The sequence below is a fragment of the Dictyobacter kobayashii genome (assembly GCF_003967555.1).
In the GTDB taxonomy this organism is placed as follows: Bacteria; Chloroflexota; Ktedonobacteria; order Ktedonobacterales; family Ktedonobacteraceae; genus Dictyobacter; species Dictyobacter kobayashii.
Genome location: NZ_BIFS01000001.1, coordinates 3,653,598 through 3,674,055 on the forward strand (window position 1 = coordinate 3,653,598; position 20,458 = coordinate 3,674,055).

Annotated in this window: 16 protein-coding genes, 2 tRNA genes and 1 other annotated feature; of the genes, 4 read left to right on the forward strand and 14 right to left on the reverse strand. The window is 49.0% G+C overall.

Annotated features, from left to right (window positions below; genetic code table 11):
* Nucleotides 1-314: 314 nt before the first annotated feature.
* The 3 genes from leuS to EL645_RS16150 all read right to left on the reverse strand — a co-directional run bounded on the left by leuS (nt 315) and on the right by EL645_RS16150 (nt 3,468).
* On the reverse strand, nt 315-2,789 hold the full coding sequence (gene leuS / locus EL645_RS16140) for a leucine--tRNA ligase (RefSeq protein ID WP_126551472.1): 2,475 nt from the start codon (nt 2,787-2,789) through the stop codon (nt 315-317).
* A 276-nt stretch (nt 2,790-3,065) separates the two neighbouring features.
* Nucleotides 3,066-3,141 (reverse strand) — tRNA-Ala (locus EL645_RS16145).
* Between the two features lie 254 nt (nt 3,142-3,395).
* A tRNA-Ala gene (locus EL645_RS16150) sits at nt 3,396-3,468 on the reverse strand.
* A gap of 288 nt (nt 3,469-3,756) precedes the next feature.
* Here EL645_RS16150 and EL645_RS16155 point away from each other — a divergent pair.
* Nucleotides 3,757-4,341: a hypothetical protein gene (locus tag EL645_RS16155; protein WP_126551473.1), complete on the forward strand. Its 585-nt coding sequence runs from the start codon at nt 3,757-3,759 to the stop codon at nt 4,339-4,341.
* A gap of 84 nt (nt 4,342-4,425) precedes the next feature.
* Here EL645_RS16155 and EL645_RS16160 read toward each other — a convergent pair whose 3' ends face one another.
* The 3 genes from EL645_RS16160 to lpdA form a co-directional block, all read right to left on the reverse strand.
* Nucleotides 4,426-5,154: a polysaccharide deacetylase family protein gene (locus EL645_RS16160; RefSeq protein ID WP_126551474.1), complete on the reverse strand. Its 729-nt coding sequence runs from the start codon at nt 5,152-5,154 to the stop codon at nt 4,426-4,428.
* Complete coding sequence (locus EL645_RS16165) at nt 5,154-5,843, reverse strand: hypothetical protein (protein ID WP_126551475.1); 690 nt, start codon at nt 5,841-5,843, stop codon at nt 5,154-5,156. The genes EL645_RS16160 and EL645_RS16165 overlap by 1 nt, the downstream gene beginning before the upstream one ends.
* Before the next feature lie 180 nt (nt 5,844-6,023).
* Nucleotides 6,024-7,445, reverse strand: a complete 1,422-nt coding sequence (lpdA, locus tag EL645_RS16170; protein ID WP_161977402.1) for a dihydrolipoyl dehydrogenase — start codon at nt 7,443-7,445, stop codon at nt 6,024-6,026.
* Nucleotides 7,446-8,487: 1,042 nt separating this feature from the next.
* Here lpdA and EL645_RS16175 point away from each other — a divergent pair.
* On the forward strand, nt 8,488-8,718 hold the full coding sequence (locus EL645_RS16175; RefSeq protein ID WP_126551477.1) for a hypothetical protein: 231 nt from the start codon (nt 8,488-8,490) through the stop codon (nt 8,716-8,718).
* A gap of 301 nt (nt 8,719-9,019) precedes the next feature.
* Here the strand turns inward: EL645_RS16175 and EL645_RS16185 are convergent, their stop codons facing one another.
* Together EL645_RS16185 and EL645_RS16190 are read right to left on the reverse strand one after the other, a co-directional pair.
* On the reverse strand, nt 9,020-9,706 hold the full coding sequence (locus tag EL645_RS16185; protein ID WP_126551479.1) for a PrsW family intramembrane metalloprotease: 687 nt from the start codon (nt 9,704-9,706) through the stop codon (nt 9,020-9,022).
* Nucleotides 9,707-10,053: 347 nt separating this feature from the next.
* Nucleotides 10,054-10,764 carry a metallophosphoesterase family protein gene (locus tag EL645_RS16190; protein ID WP_126551480.1) on the reverse strand — a complete coding sequence of 237 codons (711 nt, stop codon included), beginning with the start codon at nt 10,762-10,764 and terminating at the stop codon, nt 10,054-10,056.
* 134 nt (nt 10,765-10,898) lie between these two features.
* On the opposite strand from EL645_RS16190, the gene EL645_RS16195 reads away from it, so the two are divergent.
* On the forward strand, nt 10,899-11,408 hold the full coding sequence (locus tag EL645_RS16195; protein ID WP_126551481.1) for a metallophosphoesterase family protein: 510 nt from the start codon (nt 10,899-10,901) through the stop codon (nt 11,406-11,408).
* A 38-nt stretch (nt 11,409-11,446) separates the two neighbouring features.
* Here EL645_RS16195 and EL645_RS16200 read toward each other — a convergent pair whose 3' ends face one another.
* Both EL645_RS16200 and serS read right to left on the reverse strand, forming a co-directional pair.
* Nucleotides 11,447-12,493, reverse strand: coding sequence for an alpha-hydroxy acid oxidase (locus EL645_RS16200; RefSeq protein ID WP_126554222.1), 1,047 nt, complete (start codon nt 12,491-12,493; stop codon nt 11,447-11,449).
* A 112-nt stretch (nt 12,494-12,605) separates the two neighbouring features.
* The gene (gene serS, locus EL645_RS16205) at nt 12,606-13,886 is read right to left on the reverse strand and encodes a serine--tRNA ligase (protein ID WP_126551482.1); all 1,281 of its coding nucleotides are present in this window, start codon (nt 13,884-13,886) and stop codon (nt 12,606-12,608) included.
* An 82-nt stretch (nt 13,887-13,968) separates the two neighbouring features.
* Nucleotides 13,969-14,197, reverse strand: a binding site (T-box leader).
* Nucleotides 14,198-14,345: 148 nt separating this feature from the next.
* On the opposite strand from serS, the gene EL645_RS16210 reads away from it, so the two are divergent.
* A complete protein-coding gene (locus EL645_RS16210) occupies nt 14,346-15,656 on the forward strand; it encodes a glycosyltransferase family 39 protein (protein WP_126551483.1) in 1,311 nt (436 codons plus the stop codon).
* Here EL645_RS16210 and EL645_RS16215 read toward each other — a convergent pair.
* The 4 genes from EL645_RS16215 to EL645_RS16230 form a co-directional block, all read right to left on the reverse strand.
* A complete protein-coding gene (locus EL645_RS16215) occupies nt 15,653-16,693 on the reverse strand; it encodes a hypothetical protein (protein WP_126551484.1) in 1,041 nt (346 codons plus the stop codon). The genes EL645_RS16210 and EL645_RS16215 overlap by 4 nt on opposite strands.
* Nucleotides 16,694-16,775: 82 nt before the next feature.
* The gene (locus tag EL645_RS16220) at nt 16,776-18,182 is read right to left on the reverse strand and encodes a hypothetical protein (RefSeq protein ID WP_126551485.1); all 1,407 of its coding nucleotides are present in this window, start codon (nt 18,180-18,182) and stop codon (nt 16,776-16,778) included.
* A gap of 160 nt (nt 18,183-18,342) precedes the next feature.
* Nucleotides 18,343-19,458 (reverse strand): 3-keto-alpha-glucoside-1,2-lyase-like domain-containing protein, encoded by a 1,116-nt coding sequence (locus EL645_RS16225; RefSeq protein ID WP_161977403.1) that lies wholly within the window; start codon nt 19,456-19,458, stop codon nt 18,343-18,345.
* A gap of 28 nt (nt 19,459-19,486) precedes the next feature.
* Nucleotides 19,487-20,341, reverse strand: a complete 855-nt coding sequence (locus tag EL645_RS16230; protein ID WP_126551487.1) for a hypothetical protein — start codon at nt 20,339-20,341, stop codon at nt 19,487-19,489.
* Nucleotides 20,342-20,458 lie beyond the last annotated feature (117 nt).

The window sequence follows — 20,458 nt, forward strand, 5'->3', positions numbered from 1 at the left end:
TATACGTTTGACACAATGGAAAGGTTCCATGTACTTTGTGTGAGATACCTTCCATGTCAGATGGTTTAAGTCCGGCCGTAAGGGATAGGTCCTGGTATCTCTATAATAAATAGACGCTCTACGATAGGGAATGGGGACATCTAGCGACTGGATCAAAAAATATTAGTCTGTCGCAGGAGGGCCTGTTACTATTGTAAACAAAAGAGAAGAAAGAAATCATCCCATTTTCATTGCCTGTCAATGGGATTGGGAGAAGAGTGGCCGTGAGGGGAGAAAAAAGCTGAGACCTCTTTTCTCCCCACTCGTCCTGTTATTTAAGCGTTGCGGACAACGATATTTACCAGGCGTCCTGGGATATAGATGACTTTCTGGATGTTTGCGTTCCCAATGAAGGATTGCACACGCTCATTGTCCAGTGCGAGTTTGCGTACCTCTTCCTCGCTGATGTCTGCTGCGACCTCGATACGTTCACGAACTTTGCCGTTAACCTGGACGACCAGGGTAAAGGCTTCATCCCGGGTTAACTCTTCAACGTATGCAGGCCATTCTGTGGTGTGGATGCTGCCAGTGTGGCCACTCTGATGCCACAGTTCTTCAGTGATATGTGGCGCAAAGGGAGCCAGTAGCTGCAACAGACTTACCAGAGCTTCCTGATAGGCGGCACTCTGGGCTACAGGCTCGCGTTGTTGTTTGATCAAGGCATTATTGAATTCCATCAAGGCCGCCAGGGCGGTATTGAAACGGAAGTGACTCAGATCTTCCGTCACACGCTTGATGGTTTTATGGCGCAGGCGCTCAATCGCTTTGCTCTCCTTGCTGTCGGCCGTATTGGGTTTGCTGACCCAGCTATCCCCAACCAGGCTCCAGACGCGGTTCAAGAAGCGCCAGATGCCCTCCAGATTATCAGCCCGGAATGAGCCACCCGCTTCAAAGGGACCAATAAACATCATATAGCAGCGCACAGTGTCGGAGCCATACTTAGTAACATATTTGTCAGGTGCCTCGACATTGCCGCGCGACTTCGACATTTTTTGGCCATCCGAACCCAGAACCATGCCCTGGTGGAACAGGCGCTGGAATGGCTCATCAAAGTTCACATGTCCCATATCATGCAAGGCTTTAACGAAGAAGCGTGAATACAGCAGGTGCAGGATGGCATGTTCGACACCACCGACATACTGATCGACCGGCAGCCAATGCTGCATCTTCTCCGGACTCCAGGCCTCTGTGTCGTTGTGTGGATCGGCATAGCGCAGATAATACCAGGATGAGTCGATAAAGGTATCCATAGTATCAGCTTCGCGTGTAGCTGGCCCACCACAGATTGGACAGGTTGTGTTGACAAAATCTGGTTCATAGCGCAATGGCGACTCACCAGTAGCCTTAAACTGGACGTTTTCTGGCAGCCAGACCGGTAGTTGATCCTCTGGTACAGGCACTGTGCCATGTTCGGGACAATAAACAATAGGAATGGGCGCGCCCCAATAGCGCTGGCGGCTGATCAGCCAGTCGCGCAGGCGATAATTCACTTTATGCTGGCCAATCCCTTTTTCTTCAATATAGGCGATCACCCGCGCTTTTGACTTTTCGCCGGGAGTGCCATCAAAAGAACCTGAATTGACCATTGCTCCCAGGGCCTCTTTAGCCTCTGTCCAGCTAGCTGGATCGGTTGCATCGTCACCCTCGGCACGGATAACCTCGCGTATGGGAATTCCAAATTTGCGCGCAAATTCAAAGTCGCGCTGATCGTGGGCAGGTACACCCATAATCGCGCCCGCTCCATAGCCCATCAACACATAATCAGCGATCCAGACTGGAATCTTCTCGCCGCTAACAGGATTTGTGACGTAGGCGCCCGTGAAAACACCGCTCTTTTCTTTCTCGGTGCTCATGCGCTCAATTTCTGTCATACGCCGTGCTTGCTCCACATAAGCATTTACTTCTGCGCGCTGCTGCTCGGTCGTAATCTTTTCAACCCAGGGATGCTCAGGAGCCAGGACGAAAAAGGTGACGCCATAGATAGTATCGGGGCGGGTGGTAAAGACCGGAATCTCTTCAGCCTTGCCCTCAATCTCAGCGGTAAACCTGATCTCGGCACCTTCGCTGCGACCAATCCAGTTGCGTTGCATGGTAATGGTCTTTTCTGGCCAATCCACTACCTCAGAAAAGTCCAGCAGGCGTTCTGCGTAAGAAGAGATTTTCAGCAGCCACTGATCGATCTCTTTGCGAATCACCATGCTGCCGCAACGCTCACAGGTTCCATCTGCCAGTACCTGCTCATTGGCCAGGGTTGTATTACAGCCCGGGCACCAGTTGGCGGGAGCCTTGGTCCGATAAGCCAGCCCCTTTTTATAGAACTGCAAGAACAGCCACTGCGTCCATTTATAATAGTCTGGCAGGCAGGTGATCACCTCGCGTTGCCAATCCCATTGGGCGCCCATGGCACGCAATTGTTTGCGCATGTTCTCAATGTTAGCCAGCGTCCAGGTGCGAGCCTGGATACCGCGTTTGATGGCGGCATTTTCGGCTGGCAGGCCAAAGGCATCAAAGCCAATTGGCTGCATAATGTTATAGCCCTGCATACGTTTAAAGCGGCCATAAGCATCAAAGGGGGAATAGTTATACCAGTGGCCCATGTGCAGATCCCCAGAGGGATATGGGAACATTACCAGGTGGTAGAATTTCGGTTTGGGTGAATCGTCGGAAGCATGATAGAGCTGATCAGCCTCCCATTGTGTTTGCCACTTGCTCTCAATTTCTTTAGGATCATATTTGGTACGCGTAATCATTGGGCCTCCCCCATATATATTACTGATAGGCATCGCATGCTGTAAAAAGCATTTGGAAACGCCGCTTGAACACGGCTCGCTCCGCTGCCACTGGCTCAGCCATTCGAATTGATCAGTAGCAAGCAAACAGTTTCTCCTGTCAGGCAGCTTCGCTCATCCAAATAAATGGCATGTTATTACCAGATAACTTTCAACAAGACAACAAAAAAACCTTTCATCCGTAAGGGACGAAAGGTTTTTCCGTGGTACCACCCTGATTTTCGATCAACGTGGCGTTGGTGGACCTGAGGGGACTCGAACCCCTGACCTCCTCCATGCCATGGAGGCGCTCTACCAGCTGCGCTACAAGCCCATGTGTCTGTGTAACTGGTACGCTACCAAGATCTACTCTTTATTATACGCGATAACGGGCGTACCGACAAGCGCTACTGAAATTTCACGCTTATTGCTCACAGGCGAGTTCGGTCTTTGTTTGCAGTCTCGCACCATCCGGCTGCTCTCTGAATCAGGGCGACCTACTACTCCTGCTCGTCGCTTACTCTTGACGACTTGTACTATAGCACATGTACGTACGATTTGCAAGATAATTATCGATGGTACGATAAGTGGAGATGAGGGGGCTCGAACCCCTGACCTCGACAGTGCGATTGTCGCGCTCTACCAGCTGAGCTACATCCCCATGTGGGATAGATAATAGCACACTTCTCTGAAGTTGTAAACCCCTGCCTGTTTTTTTGCGCAACATTAAATAGGGATGGTCGAGACCTGATGCATGAGTTTAGCGGCCTCTCAAGCTTATCACAGCCATGCATCTCATCTCCTGTTTTACTTTTCTCTCGTCACAATTAAGTAACAATCAACCAGATATACCCCCCAAATGGACTATCTTTCTCCAAAAATATAGCAAGATGACGTATAGTGGTTATAGCGTTACAATTATTCATCGACCAAAACAAGAAAACTTATAGTGGTTGTAGCGTTACAATTATTCATTGATTTCCAACTTCTAGAAAGGACAATCAGAAACTGTATTGTTTCTGATTGGATTAGTAGTACCCATCTGACATGTGGGGTTTATACGTTGAGAGGTAAAGATAGAATGATTTATTATCGTGTTGCATTTTGTGTTGAACAGGCCCCAGTAGAAAGTACAGAACATATAAATTCACATTGTCAGGCACTTACACAACAGATGGTTTGGAAGTGGCGTTCGACTTTATTGACTTCCCCACACGCGCTCTTTACTTTGTTGCGCGCTTATAGCTATATTCCTAAAGAAAATGTGCGTGTATTTTTCGCCTCCTCCGAAGCTGAAATGGATGATATGCTTACGCGACAAAACGCAGGCCAAATTTCTAGCTCTGTTACGGCTGATCAATTTATGTCTGGCAAGCGCATCAATACTATGGATGTTAAACGTCTAGAGTTCGAATTGAGCACAGAAGTTGACCATGATGAGCCTTATGAATTTACCTTACCCCTATCAATCTCCGAGCGCATGGCCTGGATGGCTCTTTTACGCAAACGCCAGCAGGGCGAGTTAGAGAGTTAAACCGACTCTATTATCGATAATCAGCAAAAACGCATCGAGCAGAAAAAAATCCCGGGAGATATGTCTCCATGGGATTTTTTTCTGCTAGGAAACAAATGGAGCCATCTCATCTTTGAAGCTTTGTAGTGTTTCGCTACCGATGACACGAATGCGATGAATGATATAGGGCGTGCTGCTGTCCTGGCTGATTGAAGGTACGCGTGGATCATTAGTCGCTCCCACATAACCCGTCTTATTTAAAAGAGCCATCACACCTTGAACCTGGGCCTGTGCGGAGGGTAGATTCTGGTTTTTATTGAGCGGATCGCCCGCTGGATAGCAGAATTGTTGAATGACCGTCTGCAAATGGCTTTCGAGATCCTGACGAGATTGTGCCAGCTCGTGTCGTGCATCATCAGGAGACAGCTGCCAGACATCTCCCAGTGCTCGATGATCGATGGTATGCGAACCCATTTGCATGCCGTTGGCGAGCATCTCGCTCAACTGAGGCCAGCTCGCCTGACCTGCCCAGCCCACCTTACCGGTAATAATGTAAAACATGCCACTGTAACCGTGAGCTCTGAGGATCGGAAATGCATTGGTGTAAGCATCCACATAGCCATCATCAAAACTAAAAATAATAGGTTTGCTGGGTAGGGGACCATCGTAATAGAGTGCACTAAATAGTTGATTAAAGGTAATGGTGTGATAGCCCAGCTCTTTAAAATAATCCATTTGTTGTGAAAAGATGGTTGGACTTACTGATAAACCTGACCGGTAACTATAAGGATTGGCCTTATCCTGTGCTGGCACCTCTGAAATATAGTGGTACATCAGGATTGGAACAGCGATCTTTTTAGGGGTTGGATTGGCCGGTGGTAGAATCGGTGCTTCGATGTCCGCTGGCCCTCCATTGAGGATAAGCCATTGTTTTCCTTCGCCTTTTCCTGCGCCGATGGTGGCGCGCTGGACGATGAATGGTAGATTGCGAAAAAGCTCATTGGCATGTAGGGTCGCGGCCGAGATCGGGGTGGTGGAGGATGTGGGATAACTGGATCTAACTGCAGTGAAATAGGCAATCTCGATACCTGTTCGTACTCATGCATCGTCTCGGCGTTCGTCCAGCTTGAGAGGTCACTGACCTGGCCGCTCGAAAAATTCCGCAGTTTGAAGTTCTGAAAACGTCGCTGCCAGTAGCTGGCGAAAGACTGTTCGTCGGGCCACATTTTTTGTACATCAGGATGAAGCATTGACCACATAACAGTATATTGCTGCTTTAGTAACGCGTTCATATATTCCTGTCCGACCTGTGTCACCTCGCTCTGATATTGGCCAGGTGTCGTCTGTCTGATGTGCTGGCTGATAGTTGTTTTCGCGCCCACTGATATGGTCTGATTGGGAGCCAAGATGAGATAACCGCCCAGGGCGGCGGCCACAAGAATTAAAATCAACGAACTCAACATGAAAAATTTCGCAAGGAAAAGATGTGAATTCGGTGTGTTTTCTTCACCTGTTGTATTCATCTTTTGCACCCCGTATCTGCTCAGTTACAGTTTTAGATCTGGCATCACCATCATACAGGAGTAGCATTAAATAACTCCAATTTATCAATTTAACTCATCCGAAATTCCTATAAAAATAGCGTGGTACCTTACTTTTAAGATACCACGCTGCTGTATAGAAGAACGTTTACGCCAGTTATATTAGCGTGCGCGTGCAACCTGCTTTGGTGGAATGTGGATTGGATGTCCCTCGACTGCCAGGACTGCTTCGCGTAGGCCTTCACTGAGAGTAGGATGCGGGTGGATGGTCTCTTCAATCTCATCCACGGTCAGTTCACCACGCATAGCCAGTGAATATTCAGTGATCAGGTTGGTCGCATCAGGACCAATGATATGGGCACCCAGGAATTCGCCATATTTGCCGATGATAACTTTGGTGAAGCCCTCTGTCTCACCAATTGCAACGGCTTTACCAATGGCGGTCCAGGGGAAGCGATCGACACGCACCTCAGGATACTTCTCGCGTGCCTGTGCCTCTGTCAGGCCTACCGAGGCAATTTCTGGGAAGGTATAAATCGGGTTAGGGATGACATCATAATTCATGATGGCGGCATGGCCGGTTGCATTGTCGGACGCGATCTCACCCTCGGTAGAAGCCACATGGGCTAAGCCAGCGCCATGGACCAGATCTCCGATAGCATAGATGCCGGGCAGATTTGTCTGCATATGTTCATCGACACGTACACGACCACGATCGGTGTCGAGTCCCTGCTCCATCAGTTTCTCCAGGCCACTTGTATTGGCGCGGCGACTAACCGCCATCAAGACATACTCACCCTGGAAACTTTGCTGTCCCTTATCGGTTGTAGTATTGACCTTTTTCTGACCATTGGCGTCTTCGATACTCTCGACCTTCGCATTGGTCACGATCTCGATGCCGCGCTTACCCAGGATACGTACGAGTAGCTTGCGTACCTCTTCATCCACTGGAGCCAGCACATTGGGCAGCATTTCAAGAATGGTAACTTTAGTGCCCAGCGCATTAAACATACAGGCCAGCTCAATGCCGATAACACCACCACCAACGCAAATCAGACTCTCAGGCGTTTTTGGCAGGTTCCAGCAGGTATCGCTATTCATTACTCTATCGCCATCAATACCAGGCATTGGTGGCATCAAAGGTACGGAACCGGTTGCCAGAATGATGTTGTCAGCACTAAACTCTTGCGAAGTGCCATTTTTGGTTACAGTAACCTTTTTCGAGGCATCGACGCTACCCAATCCATCAAACACATCAACATTGTTGCCCTTCATCAAGGTACTGACACCGCTGGTCATACGCTTAACGACCTTATCTTTAAAGGCGACCGCCTTCACCATATCAAAAGTAGGGGGCTGAGGAAGCATGATACCGAGCTCAGCAACGGAGCTCAGGCTATGTAATGTCTCAGCGATATGAAGCATCGCCTTAGAAGGAATACAGCCGACATTGAGGCAGGTACCGCCCATATATTGTTTCTCAACAATAGCGACTTTCGCACCTCGTTGGGCGGCCCGAATGGCGGCCACATAGCCACCGGGTCCGGCTCCAATTACTGCAACATCATAATGAGTACTCGTCATGAATTTCTCCTGCAATTTGCATGGACTCATTCATCGTGCCTGAAGGTTGGATGGATGTGAAGGTCTGTGCACACCAACTGGTGTCTATTGACGCGTTTCACATTGTGTACCATGAAGCATATTGCGCGTGGAGTACACGTCATTGTCTCTCCAAATGAATGAGTACAATATGTTTTGTTATTTGTCCAAATAGACAGTTTTTTATATCCAGGGGATGCTGCTTTATCATATGCATGCTGATCGCATGGTGGTTTGCCCACTATAATGATAGGTATAGTAGCTTCCCTATGAGATGGACAAGGGATAATGCGAATCCTGGCCAGGATTGCATGTTGTATGTATCAAAAAAATATCAAACGAGCCTGACCGGTAAAGGCTGGAACCGTCCATTCTCTCAGGAAAACACGTTCCTGGCAGCAGTGAATGTTCGCGTGCTCGGCCCGTTACCCCCTTGATACATCGATTTACACCCCGTCAGTATATCACGTTTCTTCCCATCTCGGTACTTATGGCAGAGAGAACCCAGGGCTTTTTAGTTTTCCTCTTTGGCACCTGCGGCACCGGGTGTGGAGTGTGTGGAGTGTGATGGGCTGCCGAGCCGCCCATCACACTCCACACCTGAAAGAATGGGCCTCGTATCGCTTGCTCGTGATCTCTGGACGAACATTAAAAAGGCCTGTAGAGAACCATATCACCCCAACTTCCTAGAAGAGCCTGATCCCTCTAGCGCTTCAGTAGGGGATGCTGGGGGGCGGCGAGCCCCACCTGCCGCTGGTGCGGTGGCAGGCATGCCGGGGCATGCCAGTCCCCGCTCACCTCTCCCCCATTTTTCTGCCGCCGCAGGCGACAGAAAAATAATTTGCCCTTCAGGCAAACACAAATAACCTTTTTGGCCTACTTCCATGACGAGTTCGAAAATAGAACGTATCAATAATTGCAGAGACAAATATTCTATCTTTATTATTACTCTGCATACGCGAACTATCTTTTTAGATAACCGGGCACATTGATAAGGTGGTGGCGTGCCTGCGTATGAGTGGAAGTGAATACATTTAATCCAAATGCATATGACTGGGGGTTTTTTATGACAACAACAGGAGAACTGCGTTCAATTATTGAGGAACTTGAGTTAGTAGATGCTGGCGATGCTGACAGTTATCTGGGCGAAGATACCTCTGACGCAGAAGAGACACCAGATATGGTTGCATCAAATTTAGCCCGTTGTTTACGATATATCGCGTCCGCCGATGAGCGTAATTATCAATTATGCTAATATGTTCTACGAACGTTGATTATAAAAGCAAAGTGCGCTAATCCATCTATTTGGATTAGCGCTTTTTTTATGTATCATCATACCCTAAACTAACTGCAATGGCTTCTCATTCAAGTCGATTGATGTATATTGCGCCGATAGAGTACGGTCAGAACCAATATACCAATCACGCTGATCGAGACTGTTACTACCGAGATAGGAATGCCCGGAGGAATCATTACCATATAAATGGCATGTGGCAATCCGTCCCAGGTTCCATGTAAAAGCGAGACAAATAGATAAGCCAGGATGACGCGCCATGTCAGGCGAAAACGGTGCGGAAGACTATCCCTGAACAATACCGAGCCGAGAATAGCGGTCCAGACCCATGCCCAAACGGCGCCAGCACACCCCTGATAATAGTTTCGATCACGGACGCACTCATATGTCCTTTGCTGAGCAAGAAGGCAGTGAAGGCATAGCCGGTACTCTCAAAAGCGGCAAAGCCCATGCCAACCGCGGCACCCAGCAATAAACCATCCAGCGCGGAGTTATGTGGGATGCGGCGCGCCATAAAAATCACCGCCAGGATCTTACAGCCCTCCTCAATCAATCCAACCAGCATGGCGTTACCAATCGTTAGTCCTTGATTGGGATTTGGAGGTTGAATCAAGACCGACTCAAAGATCGCGGCTCCAAGCACACCCAGGATACCACCGAGGCAGAAACTTTTGGCGATCACTTCAGGCGTTAAGCGGCTGATGTGTTGATGATCATAAAGGAAGGCTACAAAAACAATTGGGATTAGGAAGTTGCCGATCAAAATGACGGTCGGGTAGAGATTCACATTGCCGGTTAGAAACAGAATTACTGTTGAGGCCCAAAGAGCAACAGCCCGATCAGCAAAGCTGATAACCAGCTGCGCCCTCCATGGGTAGTAGCCTGTAAAGTTGAGGCCTGTGGAGTCCAATCTTGCCGTGCCATGCAGCCCTTCTTTCATTGCAAACATTACAAGGTAACTCTGCCATGACAGGATATCCCGGTCTGCTCATTCCTTGCTTAGTTGGAAACATTTACTGCCTGGCATTTCTCTGGCATATTTGTGCTATCACTAACACGTCACCCGATCAATCAATGCGACAACCTGGCGATAAATTTATCTTTTCTATAGATGTTATGCGGGGAAGCGGCAGCTGCCGCTTCCCCGCATAACATCTACGTCAAGCTAGCGCCGTAGGCGCGAGGTCGTAGGGAAAAAAGTTGCACATATTTTAAATTAGCTTATCCTAAAGGATTGGTGAGGAAGACAAAAGAACTTGCCAGACGAGACTCTGTCAAGTGATACATATTAATATATCAATACTTCGCGCCAGTCAACACCTTGATGCGTTTATCAACAGTAGGAATACCACTATTTTTAAGCTGTTTAACCACCGCCTTCACATCATATTTGACTCGCCGATGCTCTGCCTGCCAGATATTATCTTGCCAGGTTAGAATAGCATATGATGAGCGCAGGTCTCCATCCCGTGGCAATCCACAACTTCCCGCGTCCACCAGGAGCAGATGGCGCCAGCGCCGCATATATGCGACGTGGTAGTGACCAAAGGCTAAGGCTCCAATCGTAGGAGGCAGATCGCCACACAGATGTTCAATTTTGCTATCTGGTGTGGTTGGAAAAATAGCCTCCTCCTGGTTAAGAGGATTAGCGTGGACGACCAGCAGGTCAGTACCATTGGGATTTTCGACAAGATGGCTGAATGGCAATGATGCCAGATAATCAATACCAGCGGGGCCGACCTGTTCGCGGGTCCAGGCAATCACACTCTGTTTCTTGGGGCCTTTTTTTGAGTTTTGATTGACCACATCGGCGTCAACATTGCCTTGAATAACTGGACAGTGCAAGTTCTGGATTGTTTCTAAGACCTCTTTAGGATAGGGGCCATTTAAGCAGAGATCGCCTGCAATGATCAGTTGGTCGATCGCAGGTTGCTGGGCCAGGTCTTCCAACACAGTGTCCAGTGCTAATTTGTTTCCATGTATATCAGATATAATCGCAACGCGCATATGATATCCTGATTTGAGGCACCTTTAATGGTGCCCCTTCTCTCTAGATTTGTTTTGTATACGTTTCATTTCACTTTTATGGCCGCTTGGATGGGCCATAGGTAATATATCTCAAAATAAGGGAGGACACAAAGATGCTACACCGCATTGGTGTTATTTCTGATACGCATTGCCCGGGATATTCGCCCATTCCGGAACTGGTATGGAAATATTTTGCTGGCGTTGAATTGATTATTCATGCCGGTGATCTCTCGGTCCTGTCAGTAATTTCTGAATTAGAAACGATCGCTCCTGTGGTGGCGGTGCAGGGAAATGTTGAGCGTGAAGAAGTTGTGATGAAACTGCCCATTAAAAAAGAGATTAAAGTCGGGAACTATCGTATTGGTATTGTCCATATTCTGGGAGATGCCAGTTCATATGCGCGTACAGCGCGGCGCGAATTTCCCGAGGCGCGCGTTGTCGTGTTTGGACATAGCCATAATCCCTATAATCAGGAACACAATGGCCAGCTCCTATTTAATCCTGGTAGCGCTACCGATCGGCGGCGTCAACCTACCTGTAGTATTGGCCAGCTCCTGATAGATGATGAAGCTCAAACGGTCACCGGGGAGATCATTTTGTTGCCGCCAAAAAATCAGGCGTAATAGCTAGCTATTATGATGCTCCCATTTTAAATTTAACATCACATCCGTTGATCGGGCCGTTTGATCAGGGATGGCTCAAGGCTAGATAGGGTAGGTTGTCCGGCCAGTGCCATCGACATTGTAAGTTCGGCATGTAGCAGGTCCAGAATATGATGAACGCCGGGAGCTCCATTGACGGCCAGCCCCCAGAAAATAGGGCGACCAATCAGAACGGCTCGGGCGCCCAGGGCCAGAGCTTTCAGGATATCGGTGCCGCGTCGGATACCACTATCCAGATAGATTTCGCAGCCGCCGTTGACGGCCTGCACGATCTCTGGCAGGGCTTCAATGCTGGAAATGGTGCCATCCAACTGGCGTCCGCCATGATTGGAAACCACAATGCCTGCGACACCATGCTGCAGGGCTAGCAGAGCGTCTTCTGGCGTCAAGATGCCTTTGAGTATAATGGGGAGCCGTGTAATCGTACGCAGCCAGTCTACCGTCTCCCAGGTGTCAACCAGATGGCGTAAAGGGGTCTCACTAACATCATTATCAACAAAATTCGCTAGCGGCACAAAACGGGAGCGCTGAAAATTGTTGCGTATATCTTGCTCGCGTTTCCCCAGGTGCGCGGTATCAACGGTTAGCACAATCGCTTGATAACCGGCCGCTTCAGCCCGTTGGACAAATTGTCCGGTTACCTCTAGACTGTGGTAACTATAAAGTTGTAGCCAGAGTGGACCCTGGGTGCTGGCATGAATCTCCTCGATTGAGCGTGAGGAAAATCCGCTGACGATCATGATGGTGCCAGCTTGCTCAGCTGCCTGGGCGGTTGCGCACTCACCTTCTGGATGAACCAGCATATGGCCAGCCGTTGGTCCAACGATAATCGGCATGTGAATGGGTGTACCAAGCACCGTGGTATGGGTTTCGATAGCACTGACATCGACCAGAACCCTTGGACGTAAGCGTAGACGTTCAAAGGCCTGACGGTTAGCGTGCAAGGTCACTTCATCCTCGCTACCGCCCTGAATGTGATCCCAAATTACCGCGGGCATACGTTTTTGAGCCAGTTGCTCATAATCAAAAACGTTGATTGGTTCCATCACCTGCTTGTTGCCTTTCTCTCTGCTATTATGAACGCGGCTAATCGGTCGGACGACGGGTGGCTCTCTGCCATGAGAGCCACCCGTCAGGTATCATGCCAGGCATATTGAGCTAGCGGCCAATATACTCCTGCCCGCCCATGAATGGACGTAGTGCCTCAGGAATGCGAATGCTTCCATCCTCTTGCTGGTGTGTCTCCAGCAGAGGTATCAGAATGCGTGGCGAGGCAATGGCTGTATTATTCAAGGTATGAACGAATTTTACTTTGCCTTCCTCATCACGATAGCGCAGATTGGCACGGCGGGCCTGCCAATCATGCAGATACGAGCACGAGTGGGTTTCACGATAACGTTTTTCGCTCGGTACCCAACATTCTATATCATACATGCCAACTTTGCCATCACCCATGTCGCCGGTACATACGTTGACGACTCGATACGGCAGTTCAAGTTCCTGGATCAATTCCTCGGCATTTTGTAACAACTGCTCGAACCAGAAGACCGACTCCTCATGGTTAGCTTTGCAGATAATATATTGCTCTACCTTATTAAACTGGTGAATGCGGAAAACTCCGCGTGTATCTTTGCCGTATGTTCCGGCCTCCTGGCGAAAACAGGGGCTATAGCCGACAAACTTCAGTGGCAACTCCTCGCCCTTCAGGATCTCGTCTTTGTACATACCTGTGATCGATACTTCCGCTGTCCCGACCAGGAAGAGATCTTGATCTTTAATCTCATAAACCTGATCCCGACCCTTGGGGAACTGTCCATTGCCGACAAAAGCGAAGTCGCGGGCCATCGAGGGCACAATCAAAGGTGTAAAGCCCTTGCGCGACATCTTGTCCATCGCGAAATTGATCAGGGCCAGTTCCAGGCGAGCAGCGTCTCCACGCAGAACATAGCTGCGCGAGCCAGCCACTTTCACGGCCCGCTCGATGTCAACCAGATTGTGCTTGAGCATCAGATCATAATGATCCAGGGCCTGGAAATCGAACTTTGGGGCCTCTCCCCAGTATTTGAATGGAACATTGTCGTCCTCGTCTTTGCCAACCGGGGTGCTGGGATCTGGGATATTGGGTACCATCAGGAGCAGATTATAGCGTTCTTCGGTCAGTTGATTAAGCTCTGGCTCTTTGGCTTTAATAAATTCAGCCAGCTTTTTGCCTTCCGCAATTAAATTATTGCGTAGCTCGGCATTCTTTTCTTTGGCGGCTTGCTGAATACCCTTTGAGAGCTGATTCTGTTTGGCGCGCGCCTCCTCTACCTCATGCTGGAGGGCGACAACCTGTTGATCTATTGCCAGTAAAGCATCAACATCGATCGAATTGTTTTTTAGTAGTGCCGCTTCTTTCACGGCCTCTGGATTGCTGCGAATAAATGCAAGATCAAGCATACTATTTTTTCTCCTCTTTCCCCGCGTGCCTCCACTGTGTCTGTGGACCACGCAATGGGCAATAAAAAACGCCGTGTCCTTACTCAAGGACGACGACGCGAAATGCGCAGAATCGTGGTGCCACCTTACTTCTCCCAATGCCTGATAGCGCAAACATTGGAACTCATTATCGCCTGATAACGGAGGCTACCGTTGACGCTTAGCGCGTAGGCTCCCGGGTGGATTTCCCTCTCGCATAGCCTGCGTCGCACCAGCCCGCAGTTCTCTGTCTCTTTATGCTAAGAGCTACTTGTCCCGTTCATTGCCCATTTTTTATATTGGTTTCAGCATAGCAGTGGCTTTATGATTTGTCAACCTTTCAGATGCGTTACTCTGCTACAGTGAAAGATGTTACAATGTCTATGGGGCTGCCCGGTCCAGGGTTTGTTTTTTCGGTATGTAATCATGTAGAGATTTGAGATGCTAATGCGTTTACGGATGGATCGCTTTGCCGCTGCTGTTTTTGTGCTGGCCCTGCTGGTGCGTGTGGTTTATAATCTGACGGTCGCTGCGCATTATCTACCGCTACACGACTCTCAGCAGTATCGAGATATTGGTTTACACTTTGTACAGGCGCATTGTTTTTGCCTGCATGGGAATATTCCAACCGTTGGTCGTGCTCCGCTCTGGCCTGTTTTGATCGGCCTCCTCTCATTAATATTTGGTCCCAGTGATCTGTTCGCGCGCCTCTTTCTCTGTGTCCTGGATGCTACTACCTGCGTCATCATCTACCTCTGGGTGCGCGAGCTTTTGAATGCGCGCCTGGCGTTGCTGGCTGGTATTAGCGCGGCTCTCTATCCAGGTCTCTATATTTATACCGGTTGGCTCTATTCTGAGACCCTGTATACTTTTTTCTTGACGGCTCTATGTTATGTCCTTTATCGCTTGCAGCATAAGCATCAGCGGAGCGTGGGCCTGGCATTGCTGGCTGCTGGTCTACTCGGCCTGCTGTCCCTTACGCGACCTAATGGATTGTTGATGGTCGTTTTATTTGTAGCCTGGTTGCTGATACTGGGCTGGCAGAAAATCTTTAACTGGCGGCTGGTATTGCGCCTGGGCATATTTGTGCCGCTGCTTGCCCTGCTCTTGATTGCGCCCTGGGCGTGGCGCAACTACCTGGTGGCGCAGCGATTTTTACCCGTTGCCACGGGTGATGGAACGGTGCTTCTGGGTTCATATAATGATCAGGTGGCCCATAAGCCGTGGGACCAGATGACCTGGCTGAATCCCTTGCGCTCTGTCCCTCAAGTAGCGGATGCCTTTCCTCTTTACACCTGTGATGCACGTTGTGAGGTGGGGCGTGAGGATCTATATAAAGAGAAATCCTTGCAGTGGATGCAGACTCATCTGAATGAAATGCCTGCGTTGCTGACTGCCCACGCGGTTAATCTGTGGGTACCGGCCGTTCACGAAGCTGATCTGCCTACAGATCGTTTCCCGGACCAGCTTTCGAGCCGTATCGTTCTGATATTGATGAATGTGGTGCCGATCCCTATTTTTCTGCTGGCTGCCTGGGGTCTGATTACAAGCAGACGCTACTGGCGCGACCTGCTGCTGGTTTATATGCTTTTGCTGGTCACGATTGGGCAGAGTGTGGCCTTCTATGGCGTTCCACGTTTTCGGGCTCCCATTGAGCCGTTGTTGTTAGTATTGGCTACCTATGCTATTGGTTCATGTGCCAGCTACATGGCTCGTCGTCAGCATGCGAACGTCGAAAGCACATGTACTTAGGGCAGCCTATTTTCCTCATATTTCCAGACCTGCACATTGGTAAATGTCGCATCCACGGGCGTACCATTATCGATCACCCCGACGCCGATTTTGCCTGTTTGCAGGTTACTATCCGAGGCAGTGCCAAGATAATGACCATTAGCAAGTATGCTTAAGTTCGTTTTATCAGCTAAAATCATGAGCTGGTTTACCTGATTAAAACCAGGATTGATGCTATCACTGCTACCCTGTAAAAGCGTGTTGCCCCCATTCGTTCCATCGTAGAGGTCGAGCGCATATGATCCGTCGCTGCCGATGTGAAAGAAATAGTAGGAGTTGTTAGTGCTATCTACACGAAAGAGCAAGCCTGCCTGCCCTTGTTTCCCCTTCAGAAGGGTAACATTAGCCTGATAAGCCAGCTCTGCTACATTTGTGCCCTGACCAATACAAGGCTGTAAATATGTTAGCTGAGCCTCTCTGGCGTGGTAGGCATTATCAGCAAAGATGCAGCCAGTATTTGTATCTGGTCCGCCGCTATCCCATTTGCTACTTCCGCTATTGTCTGTCATGGCATCATCAATAAATGGTTTGCCTGCTGTCCAGGTCTGATAAAGGTTCTCGCCTGCCGTAGCCGTTGCGGTCGCGTCGGTCACGGTCTGGGTGGCGATGGCGGACTGATTGCCCTCGGCTGTCGCCGTCGCTTCAATCTGAGTCTGGGCGGTTTGAAAGTATTGCGCGGTCCCCTGTGCCTGGACCCGGGCTGTTGTCTGTACACTACTTGTTTGTTGTGCCTCTACCGTCGCAGTATGGCGTATCGAGGTCCCGTAATGGGTAGTGGTGGTGAACAACAGCAGGCCTATCGCACTGAGCATTAACAGCGCGCAAAGAATGATTGCTAGCAGCGAGCTAAGCATTTTTAAGATTGAGCGCCGCTTCCTTGGACGAGGCGGTGGTGGCCAGATTGGTTTAAGTGGCGCCGTTGGAGTCAGTTTTTCTTCTTGTGTGTCGGCGGATATAGGCGCTTGAAGTCGCGTGTGCTGTGTCTCTATCTTTGACATACGGCTCGACTCTCTTTGTGAGAATATTCAGCTTTCTGGATAAGGATACTATCAATGCCCTTGCATAGACTGGTTCTGAGACTCAAACGCCCCAGACTTTGGCCTGGCTGAAGGTTGCGTCTGGTATATTTTGCTGGGTGTCCCCAGAGAAGACGCCGACCTGGCCTGTAGTGGCGGTGGCATCATTGACTTTCGTTAAATATTGTCCGTTGACATAGAGATAAAAAGTATGCTGGCGGGCAATGATTGTTAACTGATTGGTTTGATTGAGTCCCTGCTTGATGGCCGTGCTGAGGCTGCCCGCGATTACCTGTGTCTGATCTCCAGTTTTTTGTTGCGCGCTGGCCAGCATATAGCGACCCGTGGTGGTGATGCCGAACAGGTATAATTGATTGCCCGATTTGTTAGCGCGAATAGCCAGTCCGGCCGTATCACCCTGGTGAACTGTCACCTGGGCCTGGAAAGCAATGTTATTAAACTGCAGAGCCTGCTCTAAGCAGAGCACAGCTTGATCTCCCTGTACGCTGGTAGCGTGCAGCGTCTGATCTTGAAAAGTGCAGATACCATTTGTATTGATGGCTTCCCAATCGTAGTTACTCTGTGCGTTCAGGCTATCTATGAATAGCGGTTTGCGGGCCAGTGCCTGTTGATAGAGCTCGTGTGGATCATTAATGTTCAGTGCTGGTGGCGTTGGTACTGGCGTTGGATATACAATTGCCTGCTGTAAGACAAGCGTTTGATTTGAACTCTGAAGAAACAGATAGCCACCTAGTGTGGCTAGCAGCAGGATACAGATGCCGATGCCTCCACCAATGAGCAGCTTTCTGCGGTTCCTGTTTGAGCGTGAGCGTGAATTAACAAATTGGCCCCGACGTACCGTACCGGCTACCGGTGAAGATTGTAAAGGTTGACTCAATCTCCAGCCAGGCGTTGGTGAGGACTGTAGAGGTTGGCTAACATTCCATGTAGGAGCTGGTGAGGATTGTAATGGCTGGCTGGCATTCCAGGTGGGCATCCGGGCAGGTTGTGGTGTGGCGGTATTAGCTACAAATGCCCCGTAATTAAAAGACTGGCCTGATGGTAGTTGTGGTGATGGTAATGGTGTCTGTGTCATAGGGGGAGCAGCGGTTGGCATAGCTGGCTGAAAATTTTCAGCTTGCATTGGCCCTGGTGCAAAGCCAGAAGCTGCGCTGGAGGGTGCGTTTGTGCCATTATCACGCTGCTGATCTGGTCTGGAATCGCTGGCTGCTGCTTGAATCTGTGGACGGCGAAAAATCGTTTTGGCGGGTGGTCGCAAAGGAGCACTAATAGGTTGCCTGCCTGCTGCATATGATGAGGCAGATCGATTATCTGATGGTGTTCGCTCTGTGGATGCTGCTTCTTTTTGATGGGCTACTGTGGGTGCTGGAGCCGCTACTACTGGCTGGCCACAACGGGGGCATTGGTAGACCGGATTCGGTAGATATAATCCACATGCGTGACAGTTCATTATTGTTTTCTCCGCTTTGCTGTGTCAGAAGTCGATAATTCTATTTTATATGAGCTATTGCCTATTTACCAATATATGTACCAGGTAAGCTATCTGGGTATAGTACTATTCTCTATAGGCCATGAATTGCACGTTATCTGATCAACTGACCTGCATCTGGTTATAACTGCCAGACACGGAGATTATTAAAGGCCACAGTGGTTCCATGATTTAGCGCTAAGGCTATGACTCCAATGGTTCCAGCTTCATACGTGTCATCACTGGCACTACCTACATACTGTTTATTGATGTAGAGGTAAATATTGTCGCCGCGAGCAATAATTGTCAGTGTATTCGTCTGATCGGCTCCGGTTCTAATTAGCTTGCTTTTATCATATACCAGTGGGATTGTATGCCCATCATTTCTGGTTAAAATAAGGCCATAGGTACCATCGGTTTTAAGGCGGAAACTATAGAAGTTTTTATCATGGTTGTTGGAGCGGAAAATAATGCCACCCTCGTCTCCCTGCAAAATAGTCATCTGAACTTCCAGGGCAAAATTTTGAAAGTGGGTGGCATGGGCGATACAAGGGGCATAGAAGCCATTCTGGAAGACACTACTATGCAGTGCACCATCTGTAAAGGCACATCCTCCTCCATCTTTGGTTGGATAAATGTCCCATTTCTGGCTTGTTTGTACTAGTAGTGATGAGTCGATGACCGGCTGTCCACTGGTACTCTGCACATAGATATTTTTCAGCGCGATAGCGGTGGCTTTTGCCTGTGCTGTGGCCTGGGCCGCGACCGTTGCCCTGGCCCATTTCTGGTTGATGGCTGATTGGGTGGCCTGCGTCCTGGCCGTCGCGCTGCTCTGTACATTGGCAACATGTACTGCTCTGGCAGTTGCGGTGGCCTGGGTATGTAGTTGGATTGGATGTGTTACCGTGGCATAGTAGAGCAAACTGACACCACTGGCTATTAATAACAGCACCAGGAGCACGATGGCTCCAAGTATAATACCGGAGAGGGTGTTAGATTGTTGTGACATGTGGGCTTGTGCGGTTGGGGCTGTAGCGACTGAGACCACATAGCGCTGGCTTTGAAGTGTTTTTTGCCCGCCATATGGCTCAGATCCGTTCTTATTATAAGAGGCATGGCCCCGAGTTGCCTGTGCAGCGCCAGTATAATATATATGATAGGAGTCTTCTGCGGCTGGCATTGGGAGCTCATAACGGCAGTAGGGGCAGCGTGTCATTCCTGGTGATAGCAGCTTTTCGCAGTTAGGACAATTTTGCATGAGCGACCCTCCTATCATGAATTCAGTCCTAGAGTTTCCAAATTCTGGCATGCGAGTAGAAAACCTCTGTAGGATTTTTGTAGCTGTTGGCCAGTACACCAATTTGTCCGTTACTCAGCGTGTTGTCAATGACACTGGTAACGTATTTCTTATTGATGTAAAAATCTAGCGAGCTACCACTGGCGAGCACTCCTATAGTATTTACTTGTTTATAGCCTGTATTGATCTGGTTACTATATCCATCGGATAATGTTTGAGCGGCCTTCCGATCATCGCCAGAATAATAATAGATGCTATAGCTCCCATCCTGGCCTACTACAAAGATATAGGACCGTGAGTTGTCTTCACGGGCCCGGATTATCAGCCCACCTGCGTCGCCGGTGATGATTTTCATATCTACCTGGTAAACAAAATTCTGTAATTGTGTCTTTTTCGCGATACAGGGTAAAAAAAAGCCTCTCTGAGAGACAACGGAGCTGTAAGAGGAATTTACGAACGAGCAGCCTGACCCAGTATCCCAGTTATACGTATCTGGAGTATGGAGGTCATCATTGATATCCGGAAAAGTGCTAGTGATTTCGTCAAAGTTTTTTTGATGGCGGGCGACCGAGGTAGCGGTAGCTATGGTCTGGGCCGTCAGGGTGGCCGAAAACTGTGCGGCGTGGGTGGCCTTGACCTGAGCCGTCATTTGAATTCTGGCCTCAACCGTTGCCGTACTATACATACCTCGCATATAAGGCTGGTAAACCGTCTTATAACCTATAAGCACACTACAACTTACCAGCATAAGCAACGCCAGACCAATAACTAATCTTCCCTTAGAAACTTTATGACTGAATTTTGTCTTGCGTAGTTCTGTGTCAGACTTTACCTCAAATCCCATCATCATCCTCCTACCGATATTGTACAGAGAACCACATAATAGCGCATCTGGAACGCATAAAAATGCTTTATACATAAAGAAACACGCACCAATGTTTATATCGTAACTTGTGCGTGT